Below are 26,964 nucleotides of genomic sequence, written 5' to 3'. Positions count from 1 at the left end.
AAGCCATGTCGATCGTCACCGCAGCCTTTGCCGCCTGCTTGCTGGTGCTGACCCGCTGGCGCGACCTGCCCATGGCGCGGGCGTTGCAGCCGTTCCTCGTGGCGGGCCCGGCACGCTTCCTGAACGGGCTGACGGCGGGACACTGGCTGCTGATGCTGCTGCTCTCGGCGGCGGTCGCGACGGTGCTGTGGATGGGCGGCGACATGATCGTCGTGTCGGCGCTGATGAGCCCCGAGATCCTTGCCTACCTGGCGCTCATCGATGCCGCCACGCTGATCGATGCGGCGCTGGCGGCGGTCGCGCTGACGGGTACCGCGCGCGGGCTGTCGCTGCGTCGCTGGCTGCCCCGCCCGCGCACCATCCGCGCGCGGCGGATGCGGCGGGTCCGGCACAGCGCCGCCGCCAACGACGACGACCCGGCATGGGCGCTCAGCGCGTGAGCGGCACCGGCCCGCTGGCGCCCGTCTCGAGCAACTGATCGCCGCCGAGCGAGCGGTACAGCGTCACCCGGTTCTGCGCCGCGACCAGCTGCGTCGCGACCAGCCGCCGCTGCGCGGTATAATAGGACCGCTGCGCATCGAGGCTGGAGAGGAACGTGTCGATTCCGCCGCGATAGCGCGCCTCGGTCAGGCGGAACGTGTCCTGCGCCGCGACGACATTGGCCCGGTCGGCACGGGTCTGTTCCGCGATCGTTCCCTGCCGGGCGAGCGCGTCGGACACTTCCTGGAACGCGGTCTGGATCGTACGTTCATAGGTGGCGAGCAACGCATCGCGCTGCGCCGTGCTGAATTCGACACCCGCCCGGCCCGCCCCTGCCCGGAAGATCGGATAGCCGAGCGACGGCGCGACCGAATAGTTGAACGCGCCCCCGGTGAACAAGGTGCGCAGCGCATCGCTGGCGAAGCCGACGAGGCCGGTCAGCGACAGCCGCGGGAACAGCGCCGCGCGCGCCGCGCCGATATCGGCATTGGCGGCGAGCAATTCATATTCGGCCTGCACCACATCGGGCCGCCGCAGCAATATCCCCGAGTCGATCCCCGCGGGCAGGTCGGCGATGGTCGGCAGCACCGCGTCGATCGACGCGGGCAACAGCGCAGGATCGAACGGCGCACCCACCAGCAGTTGCAGCGCATTGATATCCTGCGCCAGCTGCGTGCGCTGCTGCGCCACATCGCTCTCGGCGGTGGCGAGGATCTGTTCGGCCTGGCGCAGGTCGGTGCGTGGCGACACCCCGCCCTGCAACCGGGCGCGGGTCAGGGTGACGCTGCGCCTTGCGCTCGCCGCCGTCGCCTCGGCGATGGTCATCAGGCTGCGGTCCGCGCCGTACGCCGCCCAGGCCTCGGCGATGTCGCCGACCAGCGTGAGGCGGGTGGCACGCGCACCGGCTTCGGTCGCGAAATAACGGTTCTGCTCGGCCTCGGTCAGCGAACGGATGCGGCCGAACAGGTCGATCTCGAACGCGGTCGCGCCAAGGTCGAGCGAGAAGCTGCTGGGCGAGCGGTTGCTGGCCACGATCGTGCCGCCGGTGCCGGTACCGCCGCTACCCGTTCCCGTTCCCGGAACCGTGGTGGTCGTCGCGCCCGCGCCGGTGCCGCGATAGCTGTAGCGCGCCGACGCATCGACCTGCGGGAACAGGTCGGCGCGCTGGATGCGATATTGCGCCCGCGCCGCGCGGATGTTGGCGGCGGCGATGCGAAGGTCGCGGTTGTTGGCCAGCGCCTGCGTGACCAATGCCTGCAACCGGCGGTCGGTGAACACCTGCACGAACGACAGCGCGGGCAGGCTCGCCTCGCGCTGGCGCAGATAGGCGTCGCCGACCGGCCATGACGGCGGCACCACGGCGGTCGGGCGCTCATAGGCGGGCGTCATCGAGCACCCCGCCAGCAGCGCGGCGATCAGAGGAGCGGCGATCCGCTTCATGCCTGCGCCTCCTTGGGGGTTTGGTGCCGCAGTTTCTTCAGGCCGTCGCGCACCCCGCGCCGCACCAGCACGAAGAACAGCGGGATGTAGAAGATCGCGAGGATCGTCGCGGTCAGCATGCCCCCGATCACCGCCGTGCCGATCGCGATGCGACTGTTCGCCCCCGCGCCCGTCGACAGCGCCAGCGGCAGCACGCCGAAGATGAAGGCGAGGCTGGTCATCAGGATCGGGCGGAGGCGGATGCGCGCCGCCTCCAGCGCGGCGTCGATGACGCGGGCACCCTTACGCTCCGCCTGTTCGGCGAATTCGATCATCAGGATCGCGTTCTTGGCGGCAAGGCCCATCGTCGTCAGCAGCCCGATCTGAAGATACACGTCGTTCTCGAGGCCGCGCAGCGTCACGAACGCGATCGCCCCGATCAGCCCCAGCGGGATGATCAGCAGCACCGCGACCGGGATCGACCAGCTTTCGTACAGCGCGGCAAGGCACAGGAACACGACGAGGATCGACAGGCCGTAGAGGATCGGCGCCTGCCCCGACGACAGCCGTTCCTGGAACGACAGCCCGGCCCAGGCGACGCTGGTCCCCGGTATCTGCGACGCCAGTTCGGCGATCCGGTCCATCGCCTCGCCCGAGCTGACGCCTGCCGCCGCCTGCCCCTGAAACTCGAACGACGGCAGCCCCTGGAAGCGCGACAGCGTGGTCGGCGCGACCGTCCAGCCGGTGCGCGAGAAGGAGGAGAAGGGTACCATCTGCCCGTCCGATCCGCGCACGAACCATTGCGACAGGTCGGCGGGTTCCGAGCGATAGGGTGCATCGCCCTGCACGAACACGCGCTTCACCCGCCCGCGATCGATGAAGTCGTTGACGTAGCGCCCGCCCCATGCGGTCGACAGCGTATTGTTCACGTCGCCCTGGGTGAGGCCCAGCGTGGACAGCCGCTGCTGGTCGATGTCGACGTTCAGCGTCGCGATATCGGGCAGTTCGGTCAGGCGGACCCCGGTCAGCATCGGATCGGCGCTGGCGGCGGCGAGCAGCTTGTCGCGCGCCTCAGCGAACTGTTCGGGGCTCATCCCGCTCGCGTTCTGCAACTCCATGGTGAAGCCGTTGGCCTGCCCCAGCCCGCGCACCGCCGGGGGGAGCAGCGCGAACACCTGCGCATCGCGGAAGTTGCGGAAGGCGGCGGACGCGCGATCGACGATCGCGTCGGCCCCGTTTTCCTTGCCCTTGCGATCGGCCCAGTCGGTGAAGTTGATGAACCCCTGCCCCGTATTCTGCCCCGCCGCGCCGCCGCCGCCGCCGCCCGCGACCAGCAGCAGCGTGCGGACGTTGTCCTTCTCATAGGTCAGGAAATATTTCTCGACCGCGCGCTGCACCTCTTCGGTGCGGCCCCGCGTCGAACCGGCGGGCAACTGGAACCGGACCGAGGCCGCGCCCTGATCCTCGGTCGGCAGGAACGAGGTCGGCAGGCGGAAGAACAGCAGCGCGAGGATGGCGAGCACCGCCGCATAGAGCAGCAGGTAGAGCCATTTGCGGTCGATGACGTGGATGACGCCGCGTTCGTATTTCTCCACGCCCCGGTCGAAACGGCTGTTGAACCCGTTCCGCAGCCGTTCGCCGAAACGGGCGACGCGCGGCAGTCTGCGCTCCAGCCAGCCGCCTTCGAGGCTGCCGTCCTCGCCGCGCTTCTTCTGCTTGAGCAGCGTGGCGGTGAGTGCGGGCGACAGGATCAGCGCGACCAGCACCGACAGCACCATCGCCGCAACGATCGTGACCGAGAATTGCCGGTAGATCACCCCCGTCGATCCGCCGAAGAACGCCATCGGCAGGAACACCGCCGACAGCACGATCCCGATCGCGACCAGCGCGACCTGGATTTCCTTCATCGATTCGATCGTCGCCTCCCTGGGCGACATGTCGGGGTTTTCCTCCATCAACCGCTCGACATTCTCGACCACGACGATCGCGTCGTCGACCAGCAGGCCGATGGCGAGGACGAGGCCGAACAGCGTCAGCGTGTTGATCGAGAAGCCCGCGAGGTAGAAGACGGCGAAGGTACCGAGCAGCACCACCGGCACCGCGATCGTCGGGATCAGCGTCGCGCGCCAGCTTTGCAGGAACACGAACATGACGATCACGACGAGGATCACCGCCTCGATCAGCGTCTTGACCACTTCCTCGATCGACAGCTGGATGAAGGCGGTGGTGTCGTTGGCATAGGCATAGGTCAGCCCGGCGGGGAAGTTCGCCGATTGCCGGTCGACCTCGGCCTTGACCAGCTCCGCCGTCTCCAGCGCATCGGCACCGGGGGCGAGGCTGATGGCGAGGCCCGCGCCGGGGTGGGCGTTGACCCGCGAGAGCGCCGCGTAATTCTCCTGCCCCAGCTCGATCCGGCCGACGTCGGACAGCCGCACCGTCGCGCCGTCGGGCAGCGTCTTGAGGATGATCGCCTTGAACTGCGCCGGGGTCTGGAGCCGCGACTGGGCGGTGACGGTGGCGTTCAGCTGCTGTTCGGGGCCGGACGGCTGGCCGCCCAGTTCGCCCGCCGCGACCTCGGTATTCTGGTTCTGGATCGCGGTGACGACGTCGCCCGGCATCAGCTGGAACGAGGCGAGCTTCGCCGGATCGAGCCAGATGCGCATCGCATATTGCGATCCGAACACGTTGGTTTCGCCCACCCCGTTGATCCGCGCCAGCGGCTCGACGAGGTTCGCCTCCATATAGTCCGACACGTCGCCGTTGGTGCGCTGATCGGTTTCGTCGAAGATGCCGACGATCATCAGGAAGTCGGGGTTCGACTTGGTGACGCGGATGCCCTGCTGCTGCACCTGCTGCGGCAGGCGGCTCAGGGCCTGCTGCACCTGGTTCTGCACCTGCACCTGCGCGATGTCGGGATCGACGCCCTTCTCGAACGTGGCGCTGATCGTCACCTGCCCGCGCGACGAGCTTTGCGAACTGAAATAGAGCAGCCCGTCGATGCCGGTCAGCTGCTGTTCGATGATCTGGGTCACCGAATTCTGGATCGTCTGCGCATTGGCGCCGGGATAGGTCGCGCGGATGTTGACCTGCGGCGGGGCGACGTCGGGATATTGCGCGATCGGCAGCGCCATGATCGCGCCGATCCCGGCCAGCATGGTGATGATCGCGATCACCCAGGCGAAGATCGGGCGGTCGATGAAGATACGCGACATGTTCTATCCCGCCTTTGCGGGCGCGGATGCGTTGTCGCCCTGATGCTGCGGCGGGGCGATGCGTTGCGGGGCGTTGGCGGGGACCGGGCGGATCTTCGCCTTGGGTCGCAGGTTGGCGGTGCCCTGCACGATCACCTTGTCGCCGGGGTTCAGACCGCCGGTCACGACCCAGAACTGGCCCTGGGTGCGATCGGCCTGGATGACCTTTTGCACCGCGGTGTCGCCGGGGCCGACGACGAAGACGGTCGCCTGCCCCTTGGGATCGCGCTTCACCGCCTGTTGCGGCACCAGCATCGCGCGGGTGTTGATCGCCTGCGCCAGGCTGGCGCGCACGAACATGCCGGGCAGCAGCACGCCGTCCGGATTGGGGAAGCGGGCGCGCAGCGTCACGGTGCCGGTCTGGGCGTTGACCATCACCTCGGCGAACTGGACCGTGCCGGTCGCGCCATAGGTGCTGCCGTCCTCCAGTTGCAGCCGCACCGCGGCGGAGGCGGGCACCGCCCCGCCGCTGGCCAGCGACCGGCGCAGCGCCAGCAGGTCGGCGCTCGATTGCTGGATATCGACGAAGATCGGGTCCAATCGCTGGATCACCGCCAGCGGATCGGCCTGCCCCGTCGTCACCAGCGCGCCTTCGGTGAAATAGCTGCGCCCGATCCGCCCGGTGATCGGGGCGGGGACGCGGGTGAAGGACAGGTTGACCTGCGCGGTCTGCAACTGCGCACGGCTCTGCTCGACCGCCGCCGCCGCCTGCCGCGCCTGCGCCGCCGCGTCGGTATAGTCCTGGCGGCTCACAGCCTCGATCTCGGCGAGCGGGCGATAGCGTTCGGCGCGGATGCGCGTCGCCTCCGCATTGGCGCGCGCGCTGTTGAGATTGGCGACCGCCTCGTTCGCCTGCGCGCGGTACAGGCGCGGGTCGATCTCGTAGAGCGTCTGCCCGGCGCGGACCAGCGCGCCTTCGGTGAAATAGCGGCGGCGGATGATCCCTGCCACCTGCGGGCGCACCTCCGACTGCTGATAGGCGACGACCCGCGCGGCAAGGTCGATCGTCTGCGCCACGCTGGTCGGGCGGACCACGACGAAGCCGACCGTGGCGGGACCGCGATCCCCCTTGCCCTTCTTTTCGGACGAAGCATCCTTGCCGCCGCACGCGGCGAGCGACAGGATCAGCATCAGCCCGGCGGCAGTCGGAAGGACGCGCGGACACGCGGGCAGTCGGATCAAGGCGGGCACCTTCGGGACGAAGCGGTGGCAGAGCGGACAGGTCGGCGCGGACGCGCCGGGCGTCAAACCGTCCGGTCGTCCGAAAGTTTCATGAACCCTGCCGTCTTACCCGCGATCGCCGGGCGCGCAATCCGCGAGTTGTCGCAAATTGTCGCGGGGGCGCGGCGTTCGGACCAGCGCCCTTCGTCATTCCTGCGCAGGCGGGAATCCATATCCACCACGATGGCGACTCCATCTGCGGCGTAAGCGTGTATGGATTCCCGCCTGCGCGGGAATGACGAAAGAGCCGATCAGCGCTTCATCGGCACCGTCACCGCCCGTCCGGCATACGTCACGGCCGTCGCCGGGTTCATCGCGAAGTCCGGTGCCACCGCCTTGCCCGGCGTGTGGAAGCGCACCGACATCTGCCGGGTCGCCGCCATCCCCGGATAGCTGCCCGCGCGCGCGCCGATCGTCAGCGTGCGGCTCGCCTCGTTCCATGTCACCGGCACGCGGGCGAACTCGCCGCGGGCATAGCCGTCGCTGGTGCCGTCGTCGTCGTACAGCTCGAACGATCCGTCGCGCCCGGTGAAGACGTGGAGCACGATCGGTCCGTTCGGCTGCTCGCCCGCATATTGCACCTCCGGCCCGGTCGGCACGATCGATCCGGCACGGACATACAGCGGCATGCGGTTGAGCGGCGCGGCGGCGGTGACGCTCTGCCCGCCCTTCCGATAGGCACCGGTCGCGAAGTCGTACCAGTCGGCCCCGGCGGGCAGATACACGTCCCGGCTGCGCGCCTTGAACTGCGTGACGGGGGCGACGAGGAAGGCGGGGCCGAACATATATTCGTCGTCCACGCTCCACCCGCGCCGGTCGGCGGGGAAGTCCATCGCGAGGCCGCGCATCATCGTGCCGTCCTTCGCGAAACTGTCCGCCGCCAGCGTATAGACATAGGGCAGCAGGCGGTAGCGCAGGCGGGTATAGGCGACGAGCGTCGCGTAGAGCGCCGGGTCGTCCCTGCCCAGTTCATAGATCTCGCGCTTCGGCGTCTCGCCATGGCTGCGGAACAGCGGGCTGAACGCGCCGAACTGGAACCAGCGGGTCTGGAGTTCCCGCCATTCGGGCAGCGCGGCGGGATCGGCCTTGCTGTAGCGGTCCTCGACCGCGAAGCCGCCGATGTCGTGGGTCCAGTTGGGCACCCCGGTCATCGACAGGTTGGTGCCCGCCGAAATCTGGTCGCGCAGATCGTCCCAGCGCGCCGCGACATCGCCCGACCACAATGCCGACGAGGTACGCTGCTGCCCGCCGAAGCCCGATCGCGTCAGGATGAACGGCCGCCGCCCCGGCTGCGCGCCGCGTAGCCCGTTGGCCACCCCCTCGGCATGGACCAGCGGGAAGCTGTTGAAGAAGCTGGCCGCCGGACCTTGCGCCGTCGGCCCCATCCGGTCGATGCGCTGTTCGATCGACAGGTTGGAGTGGATGTCCGGCTCGGTCGCGTCCATCCACCATGCGTCGAAGCCCTTGGCGACCAGCTTCTCGCGCATCTGCCGGAAATAGATCGCGCGCGCTTCCGGGGCATAGGGGTCGTAGTCGGTGTTCAGATACCCCTTGCCGACCCAGTCGCGCTCCCCCGCCTTCAGATTGCCCTGATAGAGATAGCCCCTGGCCGCCAGTTCCTTGGCATTGTCGGTGTTCGGATAGAATTTCGGCCAGACCGAGATCATGATCTGCGCGTTGTTGGCGTGGACCTCGTTCACCATCGCCACCGGATCGGGGAAGCGCGCCTTGTCGAAATCGTGGCTGCCCCACTCGTCCTCGGGCCAGTAGAACCAGTCGAGCACGATGTTGTCGAGCGGAATGCGCCGCTTGCGATATTCGCGGACGACCCCGAGCAGCTGTTCCTGCGTCTCGTAGCGCTGGCGGCTCTGCCAGAAGCCGTACGCCCATCTGGGCATCATCACCGCCTTGCCGGTGAGCGCGCGATAGCCCGCGACCACGCCGTCGAGGTTGCTGCCGCCGACGTAGTAATAGTCGATCGCCCTGGCCACGTCCGACGACCACCACAGCGAGTTGCGGTCCTGCGCGTCGAGCGGATCGTTGCCGAACAGCGCGATATAGCCCGCGTTCGGTTCCCATTCGATGCGGATGTCCGCCGCCTTGCCCGCGGTCAGGGGCAGGTCGAAATTGTGGAACCACGGGTTCCAGTTCTGCCGCCAGCGGTTCAGCACCTCCTTGCCGTCGACGAACACCCGGACGTAGCTCGACGAATAGAGGCGGAACTTGTGGACGCCGGTCCGGTCCGGCGTGACCTGCCCGGTCCACACGACCTTCTGCGACTGCACGGCGTTCCCGGCGGTATTCTGTCCGGTGGTGGCGGCGACGGTCTGCGCCTTGGCCTCCGCCGGATAGTTCGCCTGATCCTTGATGAACTGATAGTTGATCGTGGGTTCCTGGCGCGTGACCTTCAGCTGGTCGCCCAGATAATAGCGCGCGGTCCACCCCGGCCTGCCGCCGCTGCCGACCTTCAGCCCCTCGCCCACCAGCTTGTAGCCGCGCGGATCGCCGAAGCGGGTGATACCGTTATTGTCCCACAGCACGCCGTAGTTGTTGGTCGACAGGACGAAGGGGATGCCGATGTCCATATTGTGCTGGGCAAGCTCCACGTCCTGCCCGCGATAGTCCATCTGCCGGTTCTGGTGCTGGCCAAGCCCGAAGAACCCTTCGGTCGTGCCGCGGTTGAACTGTTGCCGGGTGGCGACGAACGGCTTGCCGTCGGCGGTCGTGGGCGCGAAGGGCGCGCGCGGTGCCTCGGCCAGCGTCACCTTGCCGGTCGCGTCGCGGAAGCGGACCTCGCCGTCATCGAGGTCGATCTCCGCGCTCGCCTTGGCGGCGGTGATCGTGACCACGCCGTTCGCCTGCGCGACCCTGTAGCTGCCGGTCGGGCGTGCCACGACCATCAGGCTGTCGGGCAGGTCGGTGTCGGCGGTGGGAAAGGCGGTGACGCGGAACCGGTCGTCGCCATAGACGAGCACGCGCACGCGCTTGGCAGGCCCGGCATCGGGGGTGACGACCACGCCGTTCGGCACCTGTTTCACGTCGGCGGCGAACGCCGGGGTCGCAATCGCCGATGCCGCCAGCAGCGCAGCTTTCCACAAGGTCTTCATCCGCGAAACGTCCCCATCGTGATGCGCAGCATGGTGGGCTGCGTGAAGTTCAGGCCGTAATCGGTCTGGTCGCCGTTCCACACCCGGATCGGCGTGAAGCGGCCGGTGTCGTCGATGCTGCCTTCCTCGACGCGCAGCGCCACCGCCTGTTCGCTGCCCTGTGCGCGGGCGAGCGCGAACTTCAGCCGCACGTCGCTGCCGACCGCGAGGAACTGGTCGGGGGCGATCTGGATCACCGCCGCGCCGCCGACCGGCTGGCCTGCGGTGGGCACCGGATCGCTCTTCAGCCACGGCGCGTCGCGATCGCCGAACTGCCATTCGTCGTAGATCGCATCGACCTGCCACCGGCCCATCACCTGCCGCTGCTGCGCGGGGTCCAGCCCCTTGGTCGATCCCCAGGTCGGATGGGCATAGGCGAGGCGCGCCCAGCCGCGTGCCTGGGGGGCCAGCAGCGCATATTTGGACGCAAACGCATCGAGCGTCGCCGCGTCGAGCACCTTGGCGCCGAGCGGGTAGTTGGCATAGCCGGTGTCATCCATGCCGAACGGCGCCCAGCCGATCGCACCCTTGCCGAGCGCAGGCCAGAGGAAGCGCGCGAAATCGGCGGCGTTGCCGGTCTCCGGCACCATCAGCGCATTGTCGGGCCGGGCGTAATGGTCGAGGAACTTCACATAGCCCCTGGGATCGCGGCCGTAGAGGTCGGGGGCCAGCACGTCGATATGGGGTGCCGCGACCTTCCACACGTCGATCACCGCCCAGTCGGGGCCGCCGCTCGCGCCGCCGCTCAAGGCCGGTACGCCGAAGGGATCGCCGACCGCTGCGTTGACGTACATCGGCAGGTCCTTCTCGCGCCGACCGGCGGCGGCGATCTGTTCGATGTAGCGCGCGGTGTACCATGCGTTGAAATAGGTATCCGCCGCCTTGCCGAACGCCTGCGCCCAGCTGCCCGACTTGCCCGTCCGCTTCGCCAACTCCGCTGGAATGGCCTGCGCGAACAGGCGGTTCGCCTCCGGCGAATAGTCGCGGCTCTGCTGGTAGACGCCGACCTCGTTCTCCGGCTGGACCATGATGACCGTGTGCTGCGGGTCTTTCTCCCGCAGGTAGCGCATCAGCGCGACGAACGCCGTGCGGTCCGCCGCCAGCGTGTTCGCGCCGTGCGGGCTCAGCGCATAATGCGCCTTGCCGTCGGGGGTGCGCATCCGGGGAAAGCGGGCGTTGTCGGTCTTGACCCAGGCGGGGACATAGCCGGGCGAGGTGTTCTTCCACGTCCCGAACCACAGCAGCACCAGCCGCACGCCGCGCTCGCGCGCCTGCGGCAACAGCGTGTCGAGATAGGAGAAGTCGAACCGCCCTTCCTCCGGCTCGATCTGTTCCCACGCCACCGGAATCTCGACGATGTTGGCGTGGAGCCGCGCGACCATCGGCCACAGCTTCGGCAGCATCGCGGGATAGTTGGTCGAATTGTTCGCCTGCACCCCCAGCATCAGATACGGCGCGCCGTCGACCATCAGCGCATGGCGTCCGTCGCGACTGGCGAGCGCGGGCAGCGGGGCCTGCGCCGCAAGCGCGGCGGGCCACGCAGCCGCCATCAGCATCGCCGCTGCGAATCGAAGCCGCATCCTCTTCCCCCCGACGTATTGTCCTACGCTGTCAGTATGGGTCTTGTCGAAAACCGCGGCGGGTTACAAGCGGTTTGTACGACTATTGCGGCGCGCCGCCGGTCCAGCGATGCGCGTCCATCGACGCGCGGTGCATCTCGATCGAATAGCCGGGCCGCGCGGGCGCGCGATAGGCGCCGCGTTCGACGATGCACGGATCGACGAAATGCTCGTGCAGGTGATCGACGAATTCGGCCGCGCGATCGTCCTTGCGCCCCGAAAAGCACAGGTAGTCGATCATCGACAGGTGCTGGACATATTCGCACAGCCCCACCCCCCCGGCATGCGGCCAGACCGCGAGGTCGTATTTGGCCGCCATCAGCAGCACCGCCAGCACCTCGTTCACGCCGCCCAGCCGGCAGGCGTCGATCTGCACCACGTCGAGCGCTTCACGCATGATGAACTGCTTGAAGACGATGCGGTTCTGGCACATCTCGCCGGTCGCGACCTGCACCGGGGCCACCCCCTGCCGGATGGCGCGATGCCCCTCCACATCGTCGGGCGAGGTCGGCTCCTCGATGAAGCGCGGGCGGGCGAAGGCGAGGTCGTTCACCCGCGCGATCGCCTGATCCACCTCCCACACCTGGTTCGCGTCGATCATCAGGTCGATGTCCGGCCCGATCGTCTCGCGCGCCAGCGCGACGCGGCGGCGATCGTCCGCCGGATCGCCGCCGACCTTCAGCTTGATATGGGTAAAGCCGTCGGCCACCGCCTCGCGACACAGCCGCACCAGCTTCCCGTCCGGATAGCCGAGCCAGCCGGGCGAGGTGGTATAGGCCGGATAGCCTTCCGCCAGCAGCGCCTGCCGCCGCGCATCCTTGCCCGCCGCCCGATCGGTCAGCAGCGCCAGCGCCTCGTCGGGGGTGATGCAGTCGGTGATGTAGCGGAAGTCGATCAGCGCGACGATCTCCGCCGGGGACATGCCGCCGATATAGTCCCAGAGCGGCAGCCCCGCCACCTTCGCCAGCAGATCCCAGACCGCATTGACGACCGCGCCGGTGGCGAGGTGGATGATGCCCTTTTCCGGCCCGACCCAGCGCAACTGGCTGTCGCCGGTCATCCGCCGCCAGAACCCCGCCCCGTCGCGGCGGATATCGTCCAGCGACAGCCCCTCGACCAGCGGCGCGAGGGAGGCGATCGCCGCGCAGCACAAATCGTTGCCGCGCCCGATGGTGAAGGTCAGCCCATGCCCCTCCAGCCCCGGCGTATCGGTTTCGAGGATGCAATAGGCCGCCGAATAATCCGGTTCGGGGTTCATCGCGTCCGATCCGTCGAGGAACGCGGAGGTGGGGAAACGAATGTCGTGGACCGACAGCCGGGTGATGATCGTCATGCGCCGTCGCTCCCCCCCGGACGCGCCCGACCCCTTGCCCCGAATCGCGCCGCCCCGTTCGGTCGCCGGAATGACGCCGATTCACATTTTCATATGTGAAGTCTTTTTTTCCTGCAACGGCGATTATCGGATCAGGGGTGATGGTCCCCGCCGGGCAGCAGTGCCGAGATGCGTGTCGCCGTCGCCTGCACCGCCGCTGCCGCCGCATCGATCGCATCGGTCTCGCCCAGCTTGGCGAGATAGGGCATGGTCAGCGCCGCCGCCGCCGCACCGCCGCGCAGGATCGGGGCCGACAGGTCGGTCACGCCCGCGACGAAGCGGCTCGGCGTCCGCTCGATCGCGCGTTCGCGCACCGCTTCGGCATGGGCGCGGAACGCCGCCAGCGTCGCCGCATCGGGCTGCGGGTCGAGCAGCGCTTCCCAGCGCGCGCGCACGTCGTCGGGCTGAAAGGCATAGAGCACCGCGCCCGACGCCGCCTGCAACAACGGTCGGCGATAGCCGACGCGGACCGAAAAGCCCAACTGCTCCGCCGACTCCATCCGCGCGACCACCACCATGTCGCCCATGGTGTGCATCGCGATATGGCACGACTGGCCGGTCGCCTCGGCCAGTTGCCGCATCTCGGGGATCGCGACCTCGATCAGGTGGCGGGTGCGCGGCTGGTTCATGCCGAGCGAGAACAGCCGGTCGCTGAGCGAATAGCCCTCGCCCCCCGGCTCGGCGGACAGGTAGCCGCGATATTCGAGCACCTGCACCATGCGGAACAGTTCGCCGTGCGACCGGCCCAGCCGCTGGACGATCTGGGTCAGCGTCAGCGGCGTCGACGTGCCCGCCAGCAGTTCGAGGATGTCGAGTCCCTTTTCCAGCGCGGGCGCACGATAGCGGCGATCGTCGCCGCCCTCCTCGATCGGTTCGGTCGTCATGACGCGGACGGTGGCCGCAAAGCGGATGGGGCGCAAGATGGCGCGGGCGTCGTCCCGCACTGCACAATGATGTTGATACGTTGTATCGTCTTACGTTAAGCGGGTCCGTCATCGTTCCCCGGAGTCTCCTGCCCATGATCCGTCCCGCCCTGTGGTTGTCCGGTACCGCGCTGTTCATGCCCGCAGCGGCGCTCGCCCAGAGCGCCCCGCCCGCCGCGACGCCGGGCGACCGCTATCACGAGGATACCCCGGCCGAAGTCGTCGTCACCGCGCCCTATGCCCGCAATCAGGCCGACGTGCTGTCGGGCACCAGCGTGCTGAGCGGGCAGGAACTGACCCGCGAGCTGCGCCCGACGATCGGCGAGACGCTGGCGCGCCAGCCGGGCGTCTCTGCGACCAGCTTCGGCCCCAACGCCTCGCGCCCGGTGCTGCGCGGGCTTCAGGGCGAGCGGGTGCGCGTGCTGACCGACGGCATCGGCAGCTTCGACGTGTCGAACACCTCGGTCGACCATGCCGTCGCGATCAATCCGCTGACCGCCGACCGGATCGAGGTGCTGCGCGGGCCCGCCGCGCTGCTGTTCGGATCGTCGGCGATCGGCGGCGTGGTCAACGTGATCGACAGCCGCATCCCGCGCCGCGTGCCGACCGAGCCGGTCCATGCCGATGCGATCGCCAGCTACGGATCGGCGGCGAACGAGCGCAGCGGATCGGCGGCGATCGACGTGCCGGTGGCGGGCAAGGTCGTGTTCCACCTCGACGGCACCTATGCGAAGACCGGCGATCTGGAGACCGGCGGCCATATCCTGTCGCGCCCGTTCCGGGCACAGGCGGCGGCGAGCGACGATCGCGAGGTGCGCGAACTGGCCGACCTGCGGGGCAAGCTGCCCAATTCGGCGTCAGAGATGTGGGAGGTCGCGGGCGGCGCGGCGATCGTGACCGATACCGGCAACCTCGGCTTCTCGGTCAGCCATCTCGACAATCGCTACGGCGTGCCGGAACGGTTCGACGTCGCCGATCATGACGATCACGATCACGGCGACGACGACCACGACCACGACCATGGCGAGGAGGAGGGCCATGGCCACGAACAGGTGACGCTGCACGTCCGCCAGACCCGCGCCGACCTGCGCGGCGAGGTGAATACCGGCGGCGGCTTCGTCGAGAAGCTGCGGCTGCGCGCCGGCATCGCCGACTATCGCCACGACGAGATCGAGGACACCGGCGAGATCGGCACCAGCTTCTACAACCGCGGCCTCGAGGCGCGGGTGGAGGCGGTGCAGGCGGCACGCGGCGGCTGGCGCGGGGCGCTGGGCGGGCAGATGTTCATCCGCGACCTGAACATCGTCGGCGAGGAGAAATTCATCCCCAAGAGCGAGACGCAGCAGTTCGGGCTGTTCACGCTCCAGTCGCTCGATCTGGGGGCGTTCCGCGCCGAGGCCGGCGGGCGCTACGAATATGGCATCGCCCGCGCCAGTGCCGACGCCGATCTGGGCAACGGCAACATCCGCCGCCGCTTCGACAGCTTCTCGGGCTCGCTCGGCGGCAGCGTGGGGCTGGGCGGCAGCGCCCGCTTCGGCGTCAACGCCAGCCACACCGAACGCTCGCCCTCGGCCGAGGAACTGTTCGCCAACGGGCCGCATGCGGGCACCCAGGCGTTCGAGGTCGGCAACCCCGGCTTCGTCAAGGAGATCAGCGACGGGCTGGAAGCGACGCTCAAGGGCTCGGGCGACGGCTACAGATTCGGGCTGTCGGCCTATCACAACTGGTTCCGCAACTTCATCTACGAGAACCCGACCGGCGCGGAGGAAGACGGCCTGCCGGTATTCCAGTACCAACAGGCCGACGCGCGCCTGTGGGGCTTCGAGGCGGAGGCGTCGGCGCGGCTCGCCCGCATCGGCGAGACGGCGATCAACCTCGACGGCCTTGCCGACTATACCCGCGCGACCATCGTCGATCGCGGCCCGGCGCCGCGCATCCCGCCGCTGCGCCTGCTCGGCGGCATCGAGGCGCAGGGACGGCTGGTGCAGCTGCGCGGCGAAGTCGAGCATGTGACGGCGCAGGACCGGGTCGCCGCGCTGGAGACGACCACCCCCGCCTATACGATGGTCAACGCATCGGTCGCGTTCCGCCCGTTCGGTACCGCCAGCCGGACCAGCCTCACCCTGTCGGCCAACAACCTGTTCGACGTGGAAGCACGGCGCCACGCCAGCTTCCTCAAGGATTTCGCGCCGCTCGCCGGGCGCGACATCCGGCTGACCGCGCGGCTGGCACTGTAACCGGGCACGCCCCGTCGTCATTCCGGCGAAGGCCGGAATGACGACGGGGCGGCGGGTCGCATCGTTCCAAGACGTTGCCGATGCCGGTCCGCCATGCCACAACCGGCGCATACTCCTTTCCTTCCCGGAGGTTGAATGCGTCCGTTGCTGTTCGCCGCCTGTCTGACCGCCGCCCACCCGGCGCCGGCGCAGACGGCCCCCGCCCCGATCTCGATCGAAACGGCGAAGGAGGCGACGCGCATCCTGTCGTCCGATGCGTTCGAGGGCCGCGCGCCCGGCACCGTCGGCGAGGAGAAGACGCTCGCCTATCTGGCGAAGGAATTCGCCCGCGTCGGGCTGAAGCCCGGCAACAAGGGCAGCTGGTATCAGGACGTGCCGCTGGTGGAGATCACCGCCCGCAACGTGTCGCCGCTCACCTTCACCGGCGCGGGCACACCGATATCGCTCGCCTATGGCCCCGAGATGGTCGTCGGCACCTATCAGGTGACGCCGAAATCGGTGGTGAAGGACAGCGACGTCGTGTTCGTCGGCTATGGCATCAACGCCCCCGAAAAGGGCTGGAACGACTATGCCGAGGTCGATGTGCGCGGCAAGACGGTGCTGATCCTCGTCAACGATCCCGATTATGCCAGCCCCACGCTCACCGGTACCTTCGGCGGCAAGGCGATGACCTATTACGGGCGCTGGACCTACAAGTACGAGGAAGCGGCGCGACAGGGGGCGGCAGCGGCGATCATCGTCCACGACACCGTACCCGCCGCCTACGGCTGGAACGTCGTCCAGTCGAGCTGGACCGGCGCGCAGCAGGTGGCGGATGCCGCCAACAACCATATGGACCAGAGCAAGGCGATCGGCTGGATCCAGCTTGCCGCCGCCAAACGGCTGCTCGCGGGCGCGGGCAAGGACTATGACCAGCTGGTCGCCGCCGCGCAGCGCAAGGGGTTCCGCGCGGTGCCGCTGACCGGGGTCAAGGCCAGCGTGTCGTTCGACAACCAGGTCCGCCGCCATGCGTCGAAGAACGTCGTCGGCATCCTGCCGGGCAAGAAGCGCCCCAACGAGGTGGTGCTGTTCACCGCCCATTGGGACCATCTGGGGCGCTGCGAGGCGGCCCCCGACGGCGACGACATCTGCAACGGCGCGGTCGACAACGCGACCGGCACCGCCGCGCTGATCGCACTGGCCGAAGCCAATGCGAAGGCAGGCGCGACCGAGCGCAGCCAGGTGTATCTGGCGGTGACCGGCGAGGAATCGGGGCTGCTCGGCTCTGCCTATTACGGCAACAATCCGGTCTATCCACTGAACAAGACCGTCGGCGGCATCAACATGGACGCGCTGTCGCTCGCAGGCCCGGCGAAGAACGTCGTCGTGGTCGGCAAGGGCAAGTCGGAACTCGACGCCTATCTCGACCGCGCGCTCAAGGCACAGGGCCGGGTGGCGGAGGCCGATCCCAGCCCACAGAACGGCTATTACTATCGCTCCGACCATTTCAGCCTCGCCAAGCACGGCGTGCCGATGCTCTACGTCGATTCGGGCGACGATCTGGTCGCGGGCGGAAAGGCGGCGGGCGAGGCCGCGGCGAAGGACTATACCGAGAAGCGCTACCACGGGCCGAAGGACGAATATGACCCGAACTGGAACTGGGCGGGCGTCGCGCAGGACCTGAGCCTGTTCTACACGATCGGGCGCGAGCTGGGGAACACCACCGCATGGCCCAACTGGGTGGCGGGTGACGAATTCCGCGGCATCCGCGACCGGAGCCGCGCCGCGAAGTAGCACAACACCGACCGGGGGGACGGGAAACGATGGACGGAATCGAGGATGCCGGGGCGCTCGTCACCGGCGGGATCGCGGCCCGCGCGGTCGAACGTGAGACATCGCCCGCCGGGGGGCGCGCCGATGCCCATCACCTGCACGGCGCGGACTGCGCCAATTGCGGCACCGCGCTGACCGGCGCCTTCTGCCACGCCTGCGGGCAGGGGGCGCATCTCCACCGCGACATCATCGGCTTCGCGCACGACGTACTGCACGGCGTGTTCCATTTCGAGGGCAAGTTCTGGTCGACGCTGCCGATGCTGGCGTTCCGGCCCGGCCAGCTGACCCGGCGCTATGTCGACGGCGAGCGGGTCAAGTTCGTCACGCCGATGGCGATGTTCCTGTTCTCGGTCTTCCTGATGTTCCTCGTGGTCGGCAACGTCCCCGGCTGGTTTGCCCCGAGCGACAAGACGATCGACACCGCCGCGCTCGCCACGCCGCGGGACGAGATCGATCGGCAGATCGAAAAGGCGCAGGGCGAACTGGCAAGGCTGAAGGCGAGCCGCGCGACCGTCCTCGCGGCAGGCGGCGACACCTCCCGGATCGACGGGCAGATTCGCGGCGCGCGCGGCGAGTTGAGCGGATTGCGGGCGGCGGCGCGTTTCCTGCCGGGCGGCGGCGACACCCCCGCCCAACCCGCCGCATCGGCGAACGGGGTCGGGGATGCGACGGGCGGCTGGCTCCAGCACAAGATCGACGTGGCACGAGCCAACCCCAAGCTGCTGTTCTACAAGATGAAGAGCAGCGGCTATAAATACAGCTGGGCACTGATCCCGATGGCGCTGCCGTTCCTGTGGGTCATGTTCGCGTGGCGGCGACGCTTCGGCCTGTACGACCATGCGGTGTTCGCGACCTATTCGATCGCCGCCATGTCGCTGCTGGTGGTGGTGCTGACGCTGGTCGGCTGGGCGCTGGGCGGGTTCGGACGGACGATCGCATGGAGCGCGCTGATCCTGATCCCGCCGGTGCACATGTACAAGCAACTGCGCTACGCCTACGAACTCCGCCGGTTCAGCGCGCTGTGGCGCACGGCGGCGCTGCTGCACGTCATCAGCTTCACCTCGCTCGCCTTCTTCCTGCTGCTGCTGTCGATGGGGCTGGCGGATTAGGCGCGCGGCGGCGGCCTGTATCGCGCTGGCGGCATGCAGCGGACCGCCGCAGCCGGTCTGCGTGCCGCGCGAACGCGGCTGGCCGCTGCGCGACGACCTGATGCGCGGCATCGATCCGGCGATCGTCCGCATCCGGGTGGATGCGGCGGGCGGCATCCACCTGAACGGCAAGCCCGTCGGCGCAACCGAACTGGCACGCCATGTCCGGGCGATCGACCGGCAGTCGCCGCCACCGGCGCTGCGCCTCGACCATGACCGCGAGGCGCCTTGCGCCGCGCTGGAAGCGGTCCGGCGGACGCTCGACGCGCTGCCGATGTGCCGCGCGGGTCGTTGCGCGGAGCGCACCGCGTGGGAACGGACCTACGGCCCACCGGTCCCGCCACCCGGATAGCGGCCGGGCAGGCGCATCGAAGCGGCGAATCACCTTGGCCCTGCCCGCATCACCCCCTATCTGCGCGCGCATGACACCGCCTAAGCCCGAATGGGCCCCCCATGCCGCCGTCTGGATCGGCTATCCCAGCCACCCCGAACTGTGGCTGGAAGACCTCGACCCCGCGCGTGACGAAGTCGTCGCCTTTGCCCGTGCCGTCGATGCCGGGGGGCGCGGCGAGAGCGTGATCCTCGTCGCCGCCGACGACGAAGCGGCGGCGGACGCGCGCGCCCGCGCGCCCTTTGCCGAGGTGAGCGTGCAGCCGTTCGGCGACATCTGGCTGCGCGATACCGGCGCGATCGTCGGCGGGGACGGCACCGCGCATCACTTCCGCTTCAACGGCTGGGGCGGGAAATACGACCTGCCCGGCGACGACGATGTCGGCACGCGCCTCGCCGCCGAGCGGGGGATGGCGGTTGCCGAGCATGACTGGATCATCGAGGGCGGCGCGATCGACGGCGACGGCACCGGCCTGGTCGTGACCACCGAACAGTGCCTGCTCAACCCCAACCGCAACCGCGACTTCCACAAGGAAGCCGCCGAAACCCGGCTGCGCGAGGATCTGGGATACGACCGGGTGCTGTGGCTGGGCGACGGGCTGCTCAACGACCATACCGACGGCCATGTCGACAATCTGGCGCGCTTCGTCGGCCCCAACCGGCTGGCCTTGCCGGAGGCGGCGGAGAACGACCCCAACTGGCGCGTCTATCAGGATGCGGCGGACCGCGCGGCGGCGTTCGGCGTCGAGGTGGTGCGCGTCCCTTCCCCCGGTCGCGTCCTGTCGGACGAGGACGAGGTGATCCCGGCCAGCCACATGAACTTCTACATCGGCAACGCCGCCGTCGTCGTGCCGCTCTACGGCACCGACAGCGACACGGCCGCGGTGGCGGCGATCGCCGCGATCTTCCCCGACCGCGACGTCACGGGCCTGCGCGCCGATCATATCCTGACCGGCGGCGGCAGCTTCCACTGCATCAGCCAGCAGATTCCGGCGTAAGGAACCCCGTCATGACCCAGATTTCCGTCGCCGCGATCCAGGCGGGCTTCACGCCCGACATCGACCGCAACATCGCCCATATCACCCACCTGGTGCGCGAGGCGGCGGCACGCGGCGCGCAGGTCGTGCTGCCGCCCGAATTGTTCGAGGGCGAATATTTCTGCCGCGTCGAGGACGAGGGGCTGTTCGCCAACGCCAAGCCGACCACCGAGCACAAGGCGGTACAGGCGATGCAGGCCCTCGCCGCCGAGCTGAAGGTGTACATCCCGACCAGCTTCTTCGAGGCGGACGGGCCGCATCATTACAACAGCCTCGCGATGATCGATCCCGACGGGCGCATCCAGGGCGTGTATCGCAAGAGCCACATCCCCGATGGGCCGGGCTACGAGGAAAAATTCTATTTCCGCCCCGGCAACACCGGGTTCAAGGTGTGGGACGGCCCCGCCAAGCTCGGCGTCGGCATCTGCTGGGACCAGTGGTATCCGGAGACGGCGCGCGCGCTGATGCTGATGGGGGCGGAAATCCTGTTCTATCCGACCGCGATCGGCAGCGAGCCGCACGACACCAGCCTCGATACCGCGCGGCTGTGGCGGCGGGCGATGGTCGGCCATGCGGTGTCGAACGTCGTGCCGGTGGTCGCCGCGAACCGCATCGGCGTGGAGCATGGCCAGACCTTCTACGGCACCTCGTTCATCGTCGACGAGCGCGGCGACGTGCTGGCCGAACTCGACCGCGAGGAAGAGGGCGTCATCACCGCCACGCTCGACCTCGAGAGGGTCAGGCGGCACCGCGCGGCGTTCGGCTTCTTCCGCGACCGGCGGCCCGAACTGTACGGGCGGCTGGTGCAGGACATCTGACGCGGGACGATTGCGGCAGAGGGGGATCGGTTCACGCGGAGGCGCGGAGGGGTCGCGCTTGGCGCTACCCCGTTATGCTGCATCGAACGGATGCGGGAGAGATCGCGACGCGATCGGCAGACTTTCCGCGCCTCCGCGCCGCCGCGTGAACCAGTTCAACCCCCGTCGCCGAACCGCGCCGGTCGCCCTTCCAGCCCGGCGCGGACCGCCTCGCGATGCTCCGGCCCCTGCAACAGCGCGATCTGTTCCGCGCGTTCGGCGGCGAGGATCACGGATGCGGGCGCATCGGCGGCAAGGTTCGCCAGCCGTTTGGCCGCCCGCACCGCCGCCGGGCTGCGCGCCGCGATCGCCCGCGCCATGTCGCGCGCCGCCCCCAGCGGATCGTCCGACAGGCGGGTGACGAACCCCGCGGCCAGCGCCTCCGCCGCATCGAACGTCCGCGCGGTGAAGGCGAGTTCGCGCAGCACGTCATCGCGCACCCCGCGCCACAGGGCGAAGCCGCCCATGTCGGCGACCAGCCCCCACGCCGCCTCCGCCACCGCGAAGCGGGTCGCGCCGTGCGCGATGCGGATGTCGGCCCCGGCCATGATCTGCAAGCCGCCGCCCAGCGCCGCGCCGTGCACCGCCGCGATCACCGGCATCGGCAGCGTCCGCCAGCCCCACGCCACCTGCTGCACCAGATTGGCGTCACCCGCCACGACCCGCGCCAGATCGATCGCGTCCGCCCCCGCCGCCATCGCGGACAGGTCCAGCCCCGCACAGAACATCGCGCCTGCGCCCGACAGCACGACGCAGCGCGCGTTCGACTCCGCCAGCGTGGCAATCGCATCGCCTAGTTCGGCGAACATCGCCGGGTCGATGGCGTTGCGCTTGTCCGGGCGGTCCAGCCGCACCTCGGCGATCCCGCCCGCCATCTCCAGCGTCACCCGTGCCATCCGCGCCTCTCCCGATCGTTGGGCGAGACGATAGCGCAAGCCGGTCAGCCGGTCAGCCGGTCGCCAGCCGATAGCCGATAGCCGCCGCCACGATCGGTGTGGATCAGCGGCGGACCCGCCGCGTCCAGCTTGGCGCGCAGCCGCGAGATCTGCACCTGCACGACATTGGTGCCCGGATCGAACTCCCGCGCCCACACCCCACGCAGCAGCGCCGCGCGCGACACCGTCTGCCCGGCATGGTCGGCAAGGTGGAGCAGCACCGCATATTCGCGCGGCAGCAACGGGATCGCCCGGTCGGCCCGGCACACCCGCTGCGCCAGCCGGTCGATCGTCAGGTCGCCGATCCGGCTGTGGCGGGTGGTCGCCCCGGCGCGCAGCAGCGCCGCCAGCCGCGCGACGATCTCGACCGGGCTCGCCGCGATCGTGGCGGCATCGTCCGCCCCCGCCTCCAGCCCGGCGGCCAGCGCATCGCCGTCGTCGACCAGCAGCATCGCCCGCGCCGCGCCGTTGCCGCCGCGCGCGTCGCCCAGCCGCCGCGCGATGCAGCCGTCCCCTTGCCGCCAGCGCGCGAGCCGCACGATCGCATCGGGTGCCTCCGCCAGCGGACGCAGCGCCAGCCCGCGTGCCGCGGCGGGCGCAATCAGCGACGGGACCGGGGTCAGGCAGGCGACGATCGACATCGCCCCAGTCTAACGCATCGTTCCGCATGGTCCGGCGAAGCGTATCCGTTATGGATCAGTCTCTTGCAGCCATTGCCGCGCATAGCCGGCGACGCGGGGATCGGGATCGTCGCAGGCACGCACGAAGCGGCGGGTATCGCCGGGCAGCGCCTGCGCCAGCGCATCGAGCGCGGTCAGCCGCATCCGCGCGCACGGATGGCGCCGGGCGAAACTGTCGGCAAGATCGATCCCGTCGGGCAGGCCGATCGCCACCGCCAGCGACAGCAGCGCCTCTGCAGGGGTCGAGGTCAGCACCTCGGCGATGGTGTCGCGGCGGATGTCGAAGCGATACTGGTCGAGCCACGGCTGCGCCGCATCATAGCCGAGGATGTTGAGCGATACCGAGAATGCGTCGGGCGGCAGTTGCACATGCACGTCGTCGCGCATGCGGTAGAGCAGCACCCGCCCGGAATCGAGCCGCGAGCGTCCGACGTAGCGCAGCCCCGCCGCCTCGCCGAGCCGCCCGTCGATCGCGGTCACGTCATAGCGATAGTCGTCGCTCCAATAGCCCGGACCGTGATAACCGACCGTCAGGAACGGGAAATTATGGTCGTGCGGCAGGTCGTAGAAGAACGCGGCCCGCCCGCCCGCGCGCAATGCCCGGTCCTGCGCCGCGGGCCAGAAATTGGCGCGCAGCACATAGCGCCCGTCGGGCGGGTGCAGCAGCAGCACCTGTGCGCCATAGGCATTGCCCGTGCGCTGCCCGCGACAGCGCTGCTTGAGTTCGGCCAGCGCCATGTCGCCCAGGAACCGCCGGTTGCGCCCCAGCCGGGCAAGCGCGGGACCGAGCGCGGCGAAGGCATCCTCGTCGCGTACGTCGATCGCCGCTTCGTGCAGCAGGTCGACCAGATCGTCGAGCCCGATCGCCTCGCCCGCGCCGGGATCGATCACCCGCGGCATGCGCCCCCGCCGAAGCGTGCCTCGACCAGCGGCAGCATCGCCGTGGCCGCGCGGGCGACCTCCGGATGCGGATCGAGGGTCATCGCCCGCAAGGCGGGAAGCGCCGCCGCCGCATCGCTCGCCAGCCATTCGCGCATCGCGTCCCAGCGCAGGAAGAACGCCGGGTCGCGCGTCGCCGCCGCGAACATGTCGGGCGTGCCCTGCCCCAGTTCGCGCACCAGCGTCAGCAGCATCTGCGCGCGTGCCGCGTCCTCGTCGAGCGTGGCGACGCGCAGCAACCGCCCGCTCGCGCGGTCATATTCGCGCATGAACGGCGCGGCATCCCGGTGCAGCGTGACGCTCAGCGACACGATCGGCGCGGACGGACCGGTGAGCAGCATCGCGTCGCACCGCCCGTCGATCCGCACCACCATGTCGTCGGCCAGCGGCAGCACCGACAGCGGTCGGGCGGTTGCGGCGACCCCGGCATGCCATGCCGCATCGACGCTGTCGGCACGCCAGCGCCAGAGCTGCGCCCCGCCGCCGCGCAGATAGCGGGTCCAGGCCACCCGCCCGCCGACCACCAGCCGGTCGGGCAGGCGATGCGCGGCCGATGCGCGCGGATCGATCGCGGCCAGCGTCACGCTCGCCGCGGCGGTATCGAGCAGGACGAGGCCGCTGCGCAGCGTATCGCGCCGTGCGGTGAAGGCCGGTTCCGACAGCGGGTCGTCGCCCAGCGCGCGCACGCCCTCGCCGAGCACGGCGTATAGCCAGCCGATGTCCCCCAGCACCGCCCGCGCCGCCGCCTCCGCATCGGCCAGCGTCACCGCTGCCGCCAGCCGCTCGGCGACCGGGGCCAGCGGATCGGCCCGCGCCGCATCCCGCGCCCGGGCGAGCGAGCGTTCCCGCGCGGCGGCGATCGCATCGCGCAGCGCCGGATCGACGCCCGCGCCCATCTCAGCCCGGCGTCATTTCATAGACCAGCATTGCGATCGCGATCAGATACTCGAACACCTGGTCGCCGGTCGCCTCGGTCGTGCGGATCGCGCCGGCGATGGCCACCGGCGTGTCCAGTTCGACGATCTCGTGCAGCGCGATACCCGGCATGTGCGACTCCCTTGCAGCCGGGCATCGCGCCCGCACGGGCCAGCGTAGGTTCATCGGGAACCGCGCCCTAGTTACATCGCTGTAACGGCCGATCGGGTGGCGGGCACGTTTTTGCCGGATGTTGCGATATTCGTGCGACATTTGGACGTTAGCCGGGGCAGCGCCGCGCGGTCGCGGCACGAACGGGAGACATATGGATGGCGCGGTGGACGTTGGCGATACTGGCACTGGGCACCGCCCCCGCCGCATGGGGGATGCAGGCACCCGCGCCACAGGCAACGCCGCAACCCGCCGCCCCTGCCGCCGCGCCCGCCCCCGAAACGGCGGAGGCCGAGGGCGACGTCGAGGAGATCGTCGTCACCGGTCGTCCGCCCGCCGGATCGGTCCCCGGCGACATCAAGCCGGAACTGCAACTCTCCCCCGCCGACATCCGCAGCTACGGCAGCAATTCGATCACCGAACTGCTGAGCGAACTCGCGCCGCAGGTCCAGTCGGTGCGCGGCGGCGATCCGGTGATCCTCGTCAACGGACGCCGCTCGGCGGGCATCCGCGAGATCGCCGACTTCCCGCCCGAGGCGTTGCTGCGCGTCGACATCCTGCCTGAGGAAGTGGCGCTCAAGTTCGGCTATCGCGCCGACCAGAAGGTCATCAACTTCGTCCTGCGCCCGCGCTTCCGCAGCTATACCGGCGAGCTGGAGGGCAGCGCGCCGACGCAAGGGGGGTCGAGCAACTTCGAGGCCGAAGGCGGCCTCGTCCGCGTCGATCGCGACAGGCGGTTCAACCTGAACCTTCAGGCGGAGACGACCTCCAACCTGCTGGAGAGCGAGCGCGGCATCCTGCCCAACCCCACCGGCACGGCGTTCGACCGGACCGGCAATGTGGTGTCGACCGTCAGCGGCGCGGCGATCGATCCGGCGCTCGGCACCGCCACCATCGCGGGCGTGCCTGCGGGCGCACCGACGCTGGCCGGGTTCGCCGCGCTGGCGGGCAGCCCGAACGTCACCGATACCACCCCGTTCCGCACGCTCCAGGGGCAGAGCGACCGGTTCTCGGCCAACGGCGTCTACAGCCGCAACGTGTTCGGCAATGTCGCGGCCACCGCCAATGCGCGGATCGAGGTCAACCGCAGCGAATCGCTGCTCGGCCTGCCCGGCCTGTCGCTCACCCTGCCCGAGACGTCGCCCTTCTCGCCCTTCGCCAACGACGTGCGGGTGCTGCGCTATGCCGATGGCGACCCGCTGCGCCGCAATGCCGAGACGACGACCGCCAATCTCGGCGTCGTGCTGAACGGCGATATCGGGCGGTGGCGCTGGACGCTCAACGGCAGCTACGACCGCACCGAAACCGAGACGACGACCGAACGCGGCGTCGACGCGACGACGCTTCAGGCAGGGGTGCTCGCCGGGACCGCCAGCCCGTTCGGCGATCTGGGCAGCTTCCTGCGCACCGCCGATCGCGCCAAATCGGTATCGAGCGCGGGCGCGATCGAGGGGCTGGTGTCCGGCTCCCCCTTTGCGCTGCCTGCCGGTGAAGCCAATGCCAGTGTCCGCCTCGCAGGCAGGACCACCGATTTCAGCAGCCGTTCGCAGCGCAGCGGGATCGACACCACGACCGATCTGGGGCGCGATTCGGGGTCGGTGCGCGCCAATCTCGACCTGCCGATCGCCAATGCGCAGCGCGGCGTGCTGTCGTTCCTCGGGCGGCTGTCGCTGAACGGCAACGTCGAGCTGGAGCGGCTGTCGGACTTCGGCACGCTCACCACCTATGGCTATGGCGTCAACTGGCAGCCGATCACGCCGGTGCGGATCATCGCCAACTTCACGACGGAAGAAAACGCGCCGAGCCAGCAGCAGCTCGGCAATCCGACGGTCGTCACCCCGTTCGTGCGGGTGTTCGATTATGTGCGCGGGCAGAGCGTCGACGTGACCACCGTCACCGGCGGCAATCCGGGGCTGGTCGCCGAGACGAACAAGAGCTTCAAGCTGGGGCTGAACGTCAAGCCGTGGACCGACCGCAACTGGACGTTCCAGGCGGATTACCTGTCCGAACGCGCGACCAATCCGATCCAGGGCTTCCCGGCGATCACCGCCGCGATCCAGGACGCCTTTCCCGACCGCTTCGTGCGCGACGCCGACGGCACGCTGACCCGGCTCGACACCCGCGCGGTCAATTTCGCCCGGTCGGAGACCAGCCAGCTGAAATATGGCGTCAATATCTTCCAGCGGATCACCACCGCCCGCTCGCGCGCCGCGGAGGCGCAGCGGCAGGCACGGATGGAGGCGCGCCGCGCCGCACGCGAGGCGGCGGAGGCGAACCGTCCGACCAGCGACGACCCGCCGCCGCCGCCCGGCGACGGCCCGCGCGGCGAAGGGCGCGGCTTCGGCGGGCCGGGCGGCGGCCGCGGCTTCGGCGGCCCCGGCGGCGGCGGCGGACGCGGTTTCGGCGGCGGCG

Annotated in this window: 20 protein-coding genes; 8 read left to right on the top strand and 12 right to left on the bottom strand. The window is 69.4% G+C overall.

Features of this window, described 5'->3' with window-relative positions:
• The first annotated feature begins 5 nt into the window (after positions 1-5).
• Entirely contained in the window at positions 6-440 is a 435-nt protein-coding gene (locus tag ABLE43_RS05560) for a hypothetical protein (RefSeq protein WP_348977487.1), read from the top strand.
• Here ABLE43_RS05560 and ABLE43_RS05555 read toward each other — a convergent pair.
• The 7 genes from ABLE43_RS05555 to ABLE43_RS05525 form a co-directional block, all read right to left on the bottom strand.
• Positions 430-1,920: an efflux transporter outer membrane subunit gene (locus tag ABLE43_RS05555; protein WP_348977486.1), complete on the bottom strand. Its 1,491-nt coding sequence runs from the start codon at positions 1,918-1,920 to the stop codon at positions 430-432. The two genes, ABLE43_RS05560 and ABLE43_RS05555, sit on opposite strands and share 11 nt — an antisense overlap.
• Complete coding sequence (locus tag ABLE43_RS05550; protein ID WP_348977485.1) at positions 1,917-5,111, bottom strand: efflux RND transporter permease subunit; 3,195 nt, start codon at positions 5,109-5,111, stop codon at positions 1,917-1,919. The genes ABLE43_RS05555 and ABLE43_RS05550 overlap by 4 nt, the downstream gene beginning before the upstream one ends.
• 3 nt (positions 5,112-5,114) lie before the next feature.
• Positions 5,115-6,281, bottom strand: coding sequence for an efflux RND transporter periplasmic adaptor subunit (locus ABLE43_RS05545; protein ID WP_348977692.1), 1,167 nt, complete (start codon positions 6,279-6,281; stop codon positions 5,115-5,117).
• A 341-nt stretch (positions 6,282-6,622) separates the two neighbouring features.
• A complete protein-coding gene (locus ABLE43_RS05540) occupies positions 6,623-9,478 on the bottom strand; it encodes a TIM-barrel domain-containing protein (RefSeq protein ID WP_348977484.1) in 2,856 nt (951 codons plus the stop codon).
• Positions 9,475-11,097 (bottom strand): DUF5597 domain-containing protein, encoded by a 1,623-nt coding sequence (locus ABLE43_RS05535; protein ID WP_348977483.1) that lies wholly within the window; start codon positions 11,095-11,097, stop codon positions 9,475-9,477. Before ABLE43_RS05535 ends, ABLE43_RS05540 begins: the two co-directional genes overlap by 4 nt.
• A gap of 82 nt (positions 11,098-11,179) precedes the next feature.
• On the bottom strand, positions 11,180-12,469 hold the full coding sequence (locus ABLE43_RS05530; protein ID WP_348977482.1) for an L-fuconate dehydratase: 1,290 nt from the start codon (positions 12,467-12,469) through the stop codon (positions 11,180-11,182).
• A 131-nt stretch (positions 12,470-12,600) separates the two neighbouring features.
• Positions 12,601-13,392 carry an IclR family transcriptional regulator gene (locus tag ABLE43_RS05525; protein WP_348977481.1) on the bottom strand — a complete coding sequence of 264 codons (792 nt, stop codon included), beginning with the start codon at positions 13,390-13,392 and terminating at the stop codon, positions 12,601-12,603.
• Between the two features lie 134 nt (positions 13,393-13,526).
• On the opposite strand from ABLE43_RS05525, the gene ABLE43_RS05520 reads away from it, so the two are divergent.
• From ABLE43_RS05520 to aguB, 6 genes are all read left to right on the top strand, one after another.
• Positions 13,527-15,668 (top strand): TonB-dependent receptor, encoded by a 2,142-nt coding sequence (locus ABLE43_RS05520; protein WP_348977480.1) that lies wholly within the window; start codon positions 13,527-13,529, stop codon positions 15,666-15,668.
• Positions 15,669-15,803: 135 nt separating this feature from the next.
• Positions 15,804-17,441, top strand: coding sequence for a M28 family peptidase (locus tag ABLE43_RS05515; RefSeq protein ID WP_348977479.1), 1,638 nt, complete (start codon positions 15,804-15,806; stop codon positions 17,439-17,441).
• 29 nt (positions 17,442-17,470) lie between these two features.
• On the top strand, positions 17,471-18,589 hold the full coding sequence (locus tag ABLE43_RS05510) for a DUF3667 domain-containing protein (RefSeq protein ID WP_348977478.1): 1,119 nt from the start codon (positions 17,471-17,473) through the stop codon (positions 18,587-18,589).
• Between the two features lie 61 nt (positions 18,590-18,650).
• On the top strand, positions 18,651-18,980 hold the full coding sequence (locus tag ABLE43_RS05505) for an ExbD/TolR family protein (RefSeq protein WP_348977477.1): 330 nt from the start codon (positions 18,651-18,653) through the stop codon (positions 18,978-18,980).
• A gap of 70 nt (positions 18,981-19,050) precedes the next feature.
• A complete protein-coding gene (locus tag ABLE43_RS05500) occupies positions 19,051-20,016 on the top strand; it encodes an agmatine deiminase family protein (protein ID WP_348977476.1) in 966 nt (321 codons plus the stop codon).
• 11 nt (positions 20,017-20,027) lie between these two features.
• A complete protein-coding gene (gene aguB, locus ABLE43_RS05495) occupies positions 20,028-20,873 on the top strand; it encodes an N-carbamoylputrescine amidase (RefSeq protein WP_348977475.1) in 846 nt (281 codons plus the stop codon).
• A 155-nt stretch (positions 20,874-21,028) separates the two neighbouring features.
• On the opposite strand, the gene ABLE43_RS05490 is transcribed toward aguB, so the two are convergent.
• Genes ABLE43_RS05490 through ABLE43_RS05470 form a run of 5 tightly spaced genes read right to left on the bottom strand, consistent with a single transcriptional unit; the run spans position 21,029 to position 24,513 of the window.
• A complete protein-coding gene (locus tag ABLE43_RS05490) occupies positions 21,029-21,808 on the bottom strand; it encodes a crotonase/enoyl-CoA hydratase family protein (protein WP_348977474.1) in 780 nt (259 codons plus the stop codon).
• Between the two features lie 44 nt (positions 21,809-21,852).
• The gene (locus tag ABLE43_RS05485) at positions 21,853-22,488 is read right to left on the bottom strand and encodes a winged helix-turn-helix domain-containing protein (protein WP_348977473.1); all 636 of its coding nucleotides are present in this window, start codon (positions 22,486-22,488) and stop codon (positions 21,853-21,855) included.
• A 48-nt stretch (positions 22,489-22,536) separates the two neighbouring features.
• Complete coding sequence (locus ABLE43_RS05480; protein WP_348977472.1) at positions 22,537-23,427, bottom strand: transposase; 891 nt, start codon at positions 23,425-23,427, stop codon at positions 22,537-22,539.
• Positions 23,415-24,362 carry a hypothetical protein gene (locus ABLE43_RS05475; RefSeq protein WP_348977471.1) on the bottom strand — a complete coding sequence of 316 codons (948 nt, stop codon included), beginning with the start codon at positions 24,360-24,362 and terminating at the stop codon, positions 23,415-23,417. The genes ABLE43_RS05480 and ABLE43_RS05475 overlap by 13 nt, the downstream gene beginning before the upstream one ends.
• A gap of 1 nt (position 24,363) precedes the next feature.
• A complete protein-coding gene (locus ABLE43_RS05470; RefSeq protein ID WP_348977470.1) occupies positions 24,364-24,513 on the bottom strand; it encodes a hypothetical protein in 150 nt (49 codons plus the stop codon).
• Between the two features lie 197 nt (positions 24,514-24,710).
• On the opposite strand from ABLE43_RS05470, the gene ABLE43_RS05465 reads away from it, so the two are divergent.
• Positions 24,711-26,964, top strand: a 2,254-nt coding sequence (locus ABLE43_RS05465; RefSeq protein WP_348977469.1) for a TonB-dependent receptor, incomplete at its 3' end; no start/stop codon positions are given.

This window comes from Sphingomonas silueang, assembly GCF_040049155.1.
GTDB classification, from domain to species: Bacteria; Pseudomonadota; Alphaproteobacteria; order Sphingomonadales; family Sphingomonadaceae; genus Sphingomonas; species Sphingomonas silueang.
This window is presented reverse-complemented; position numbering and strand designations above follow the sequence as displayed.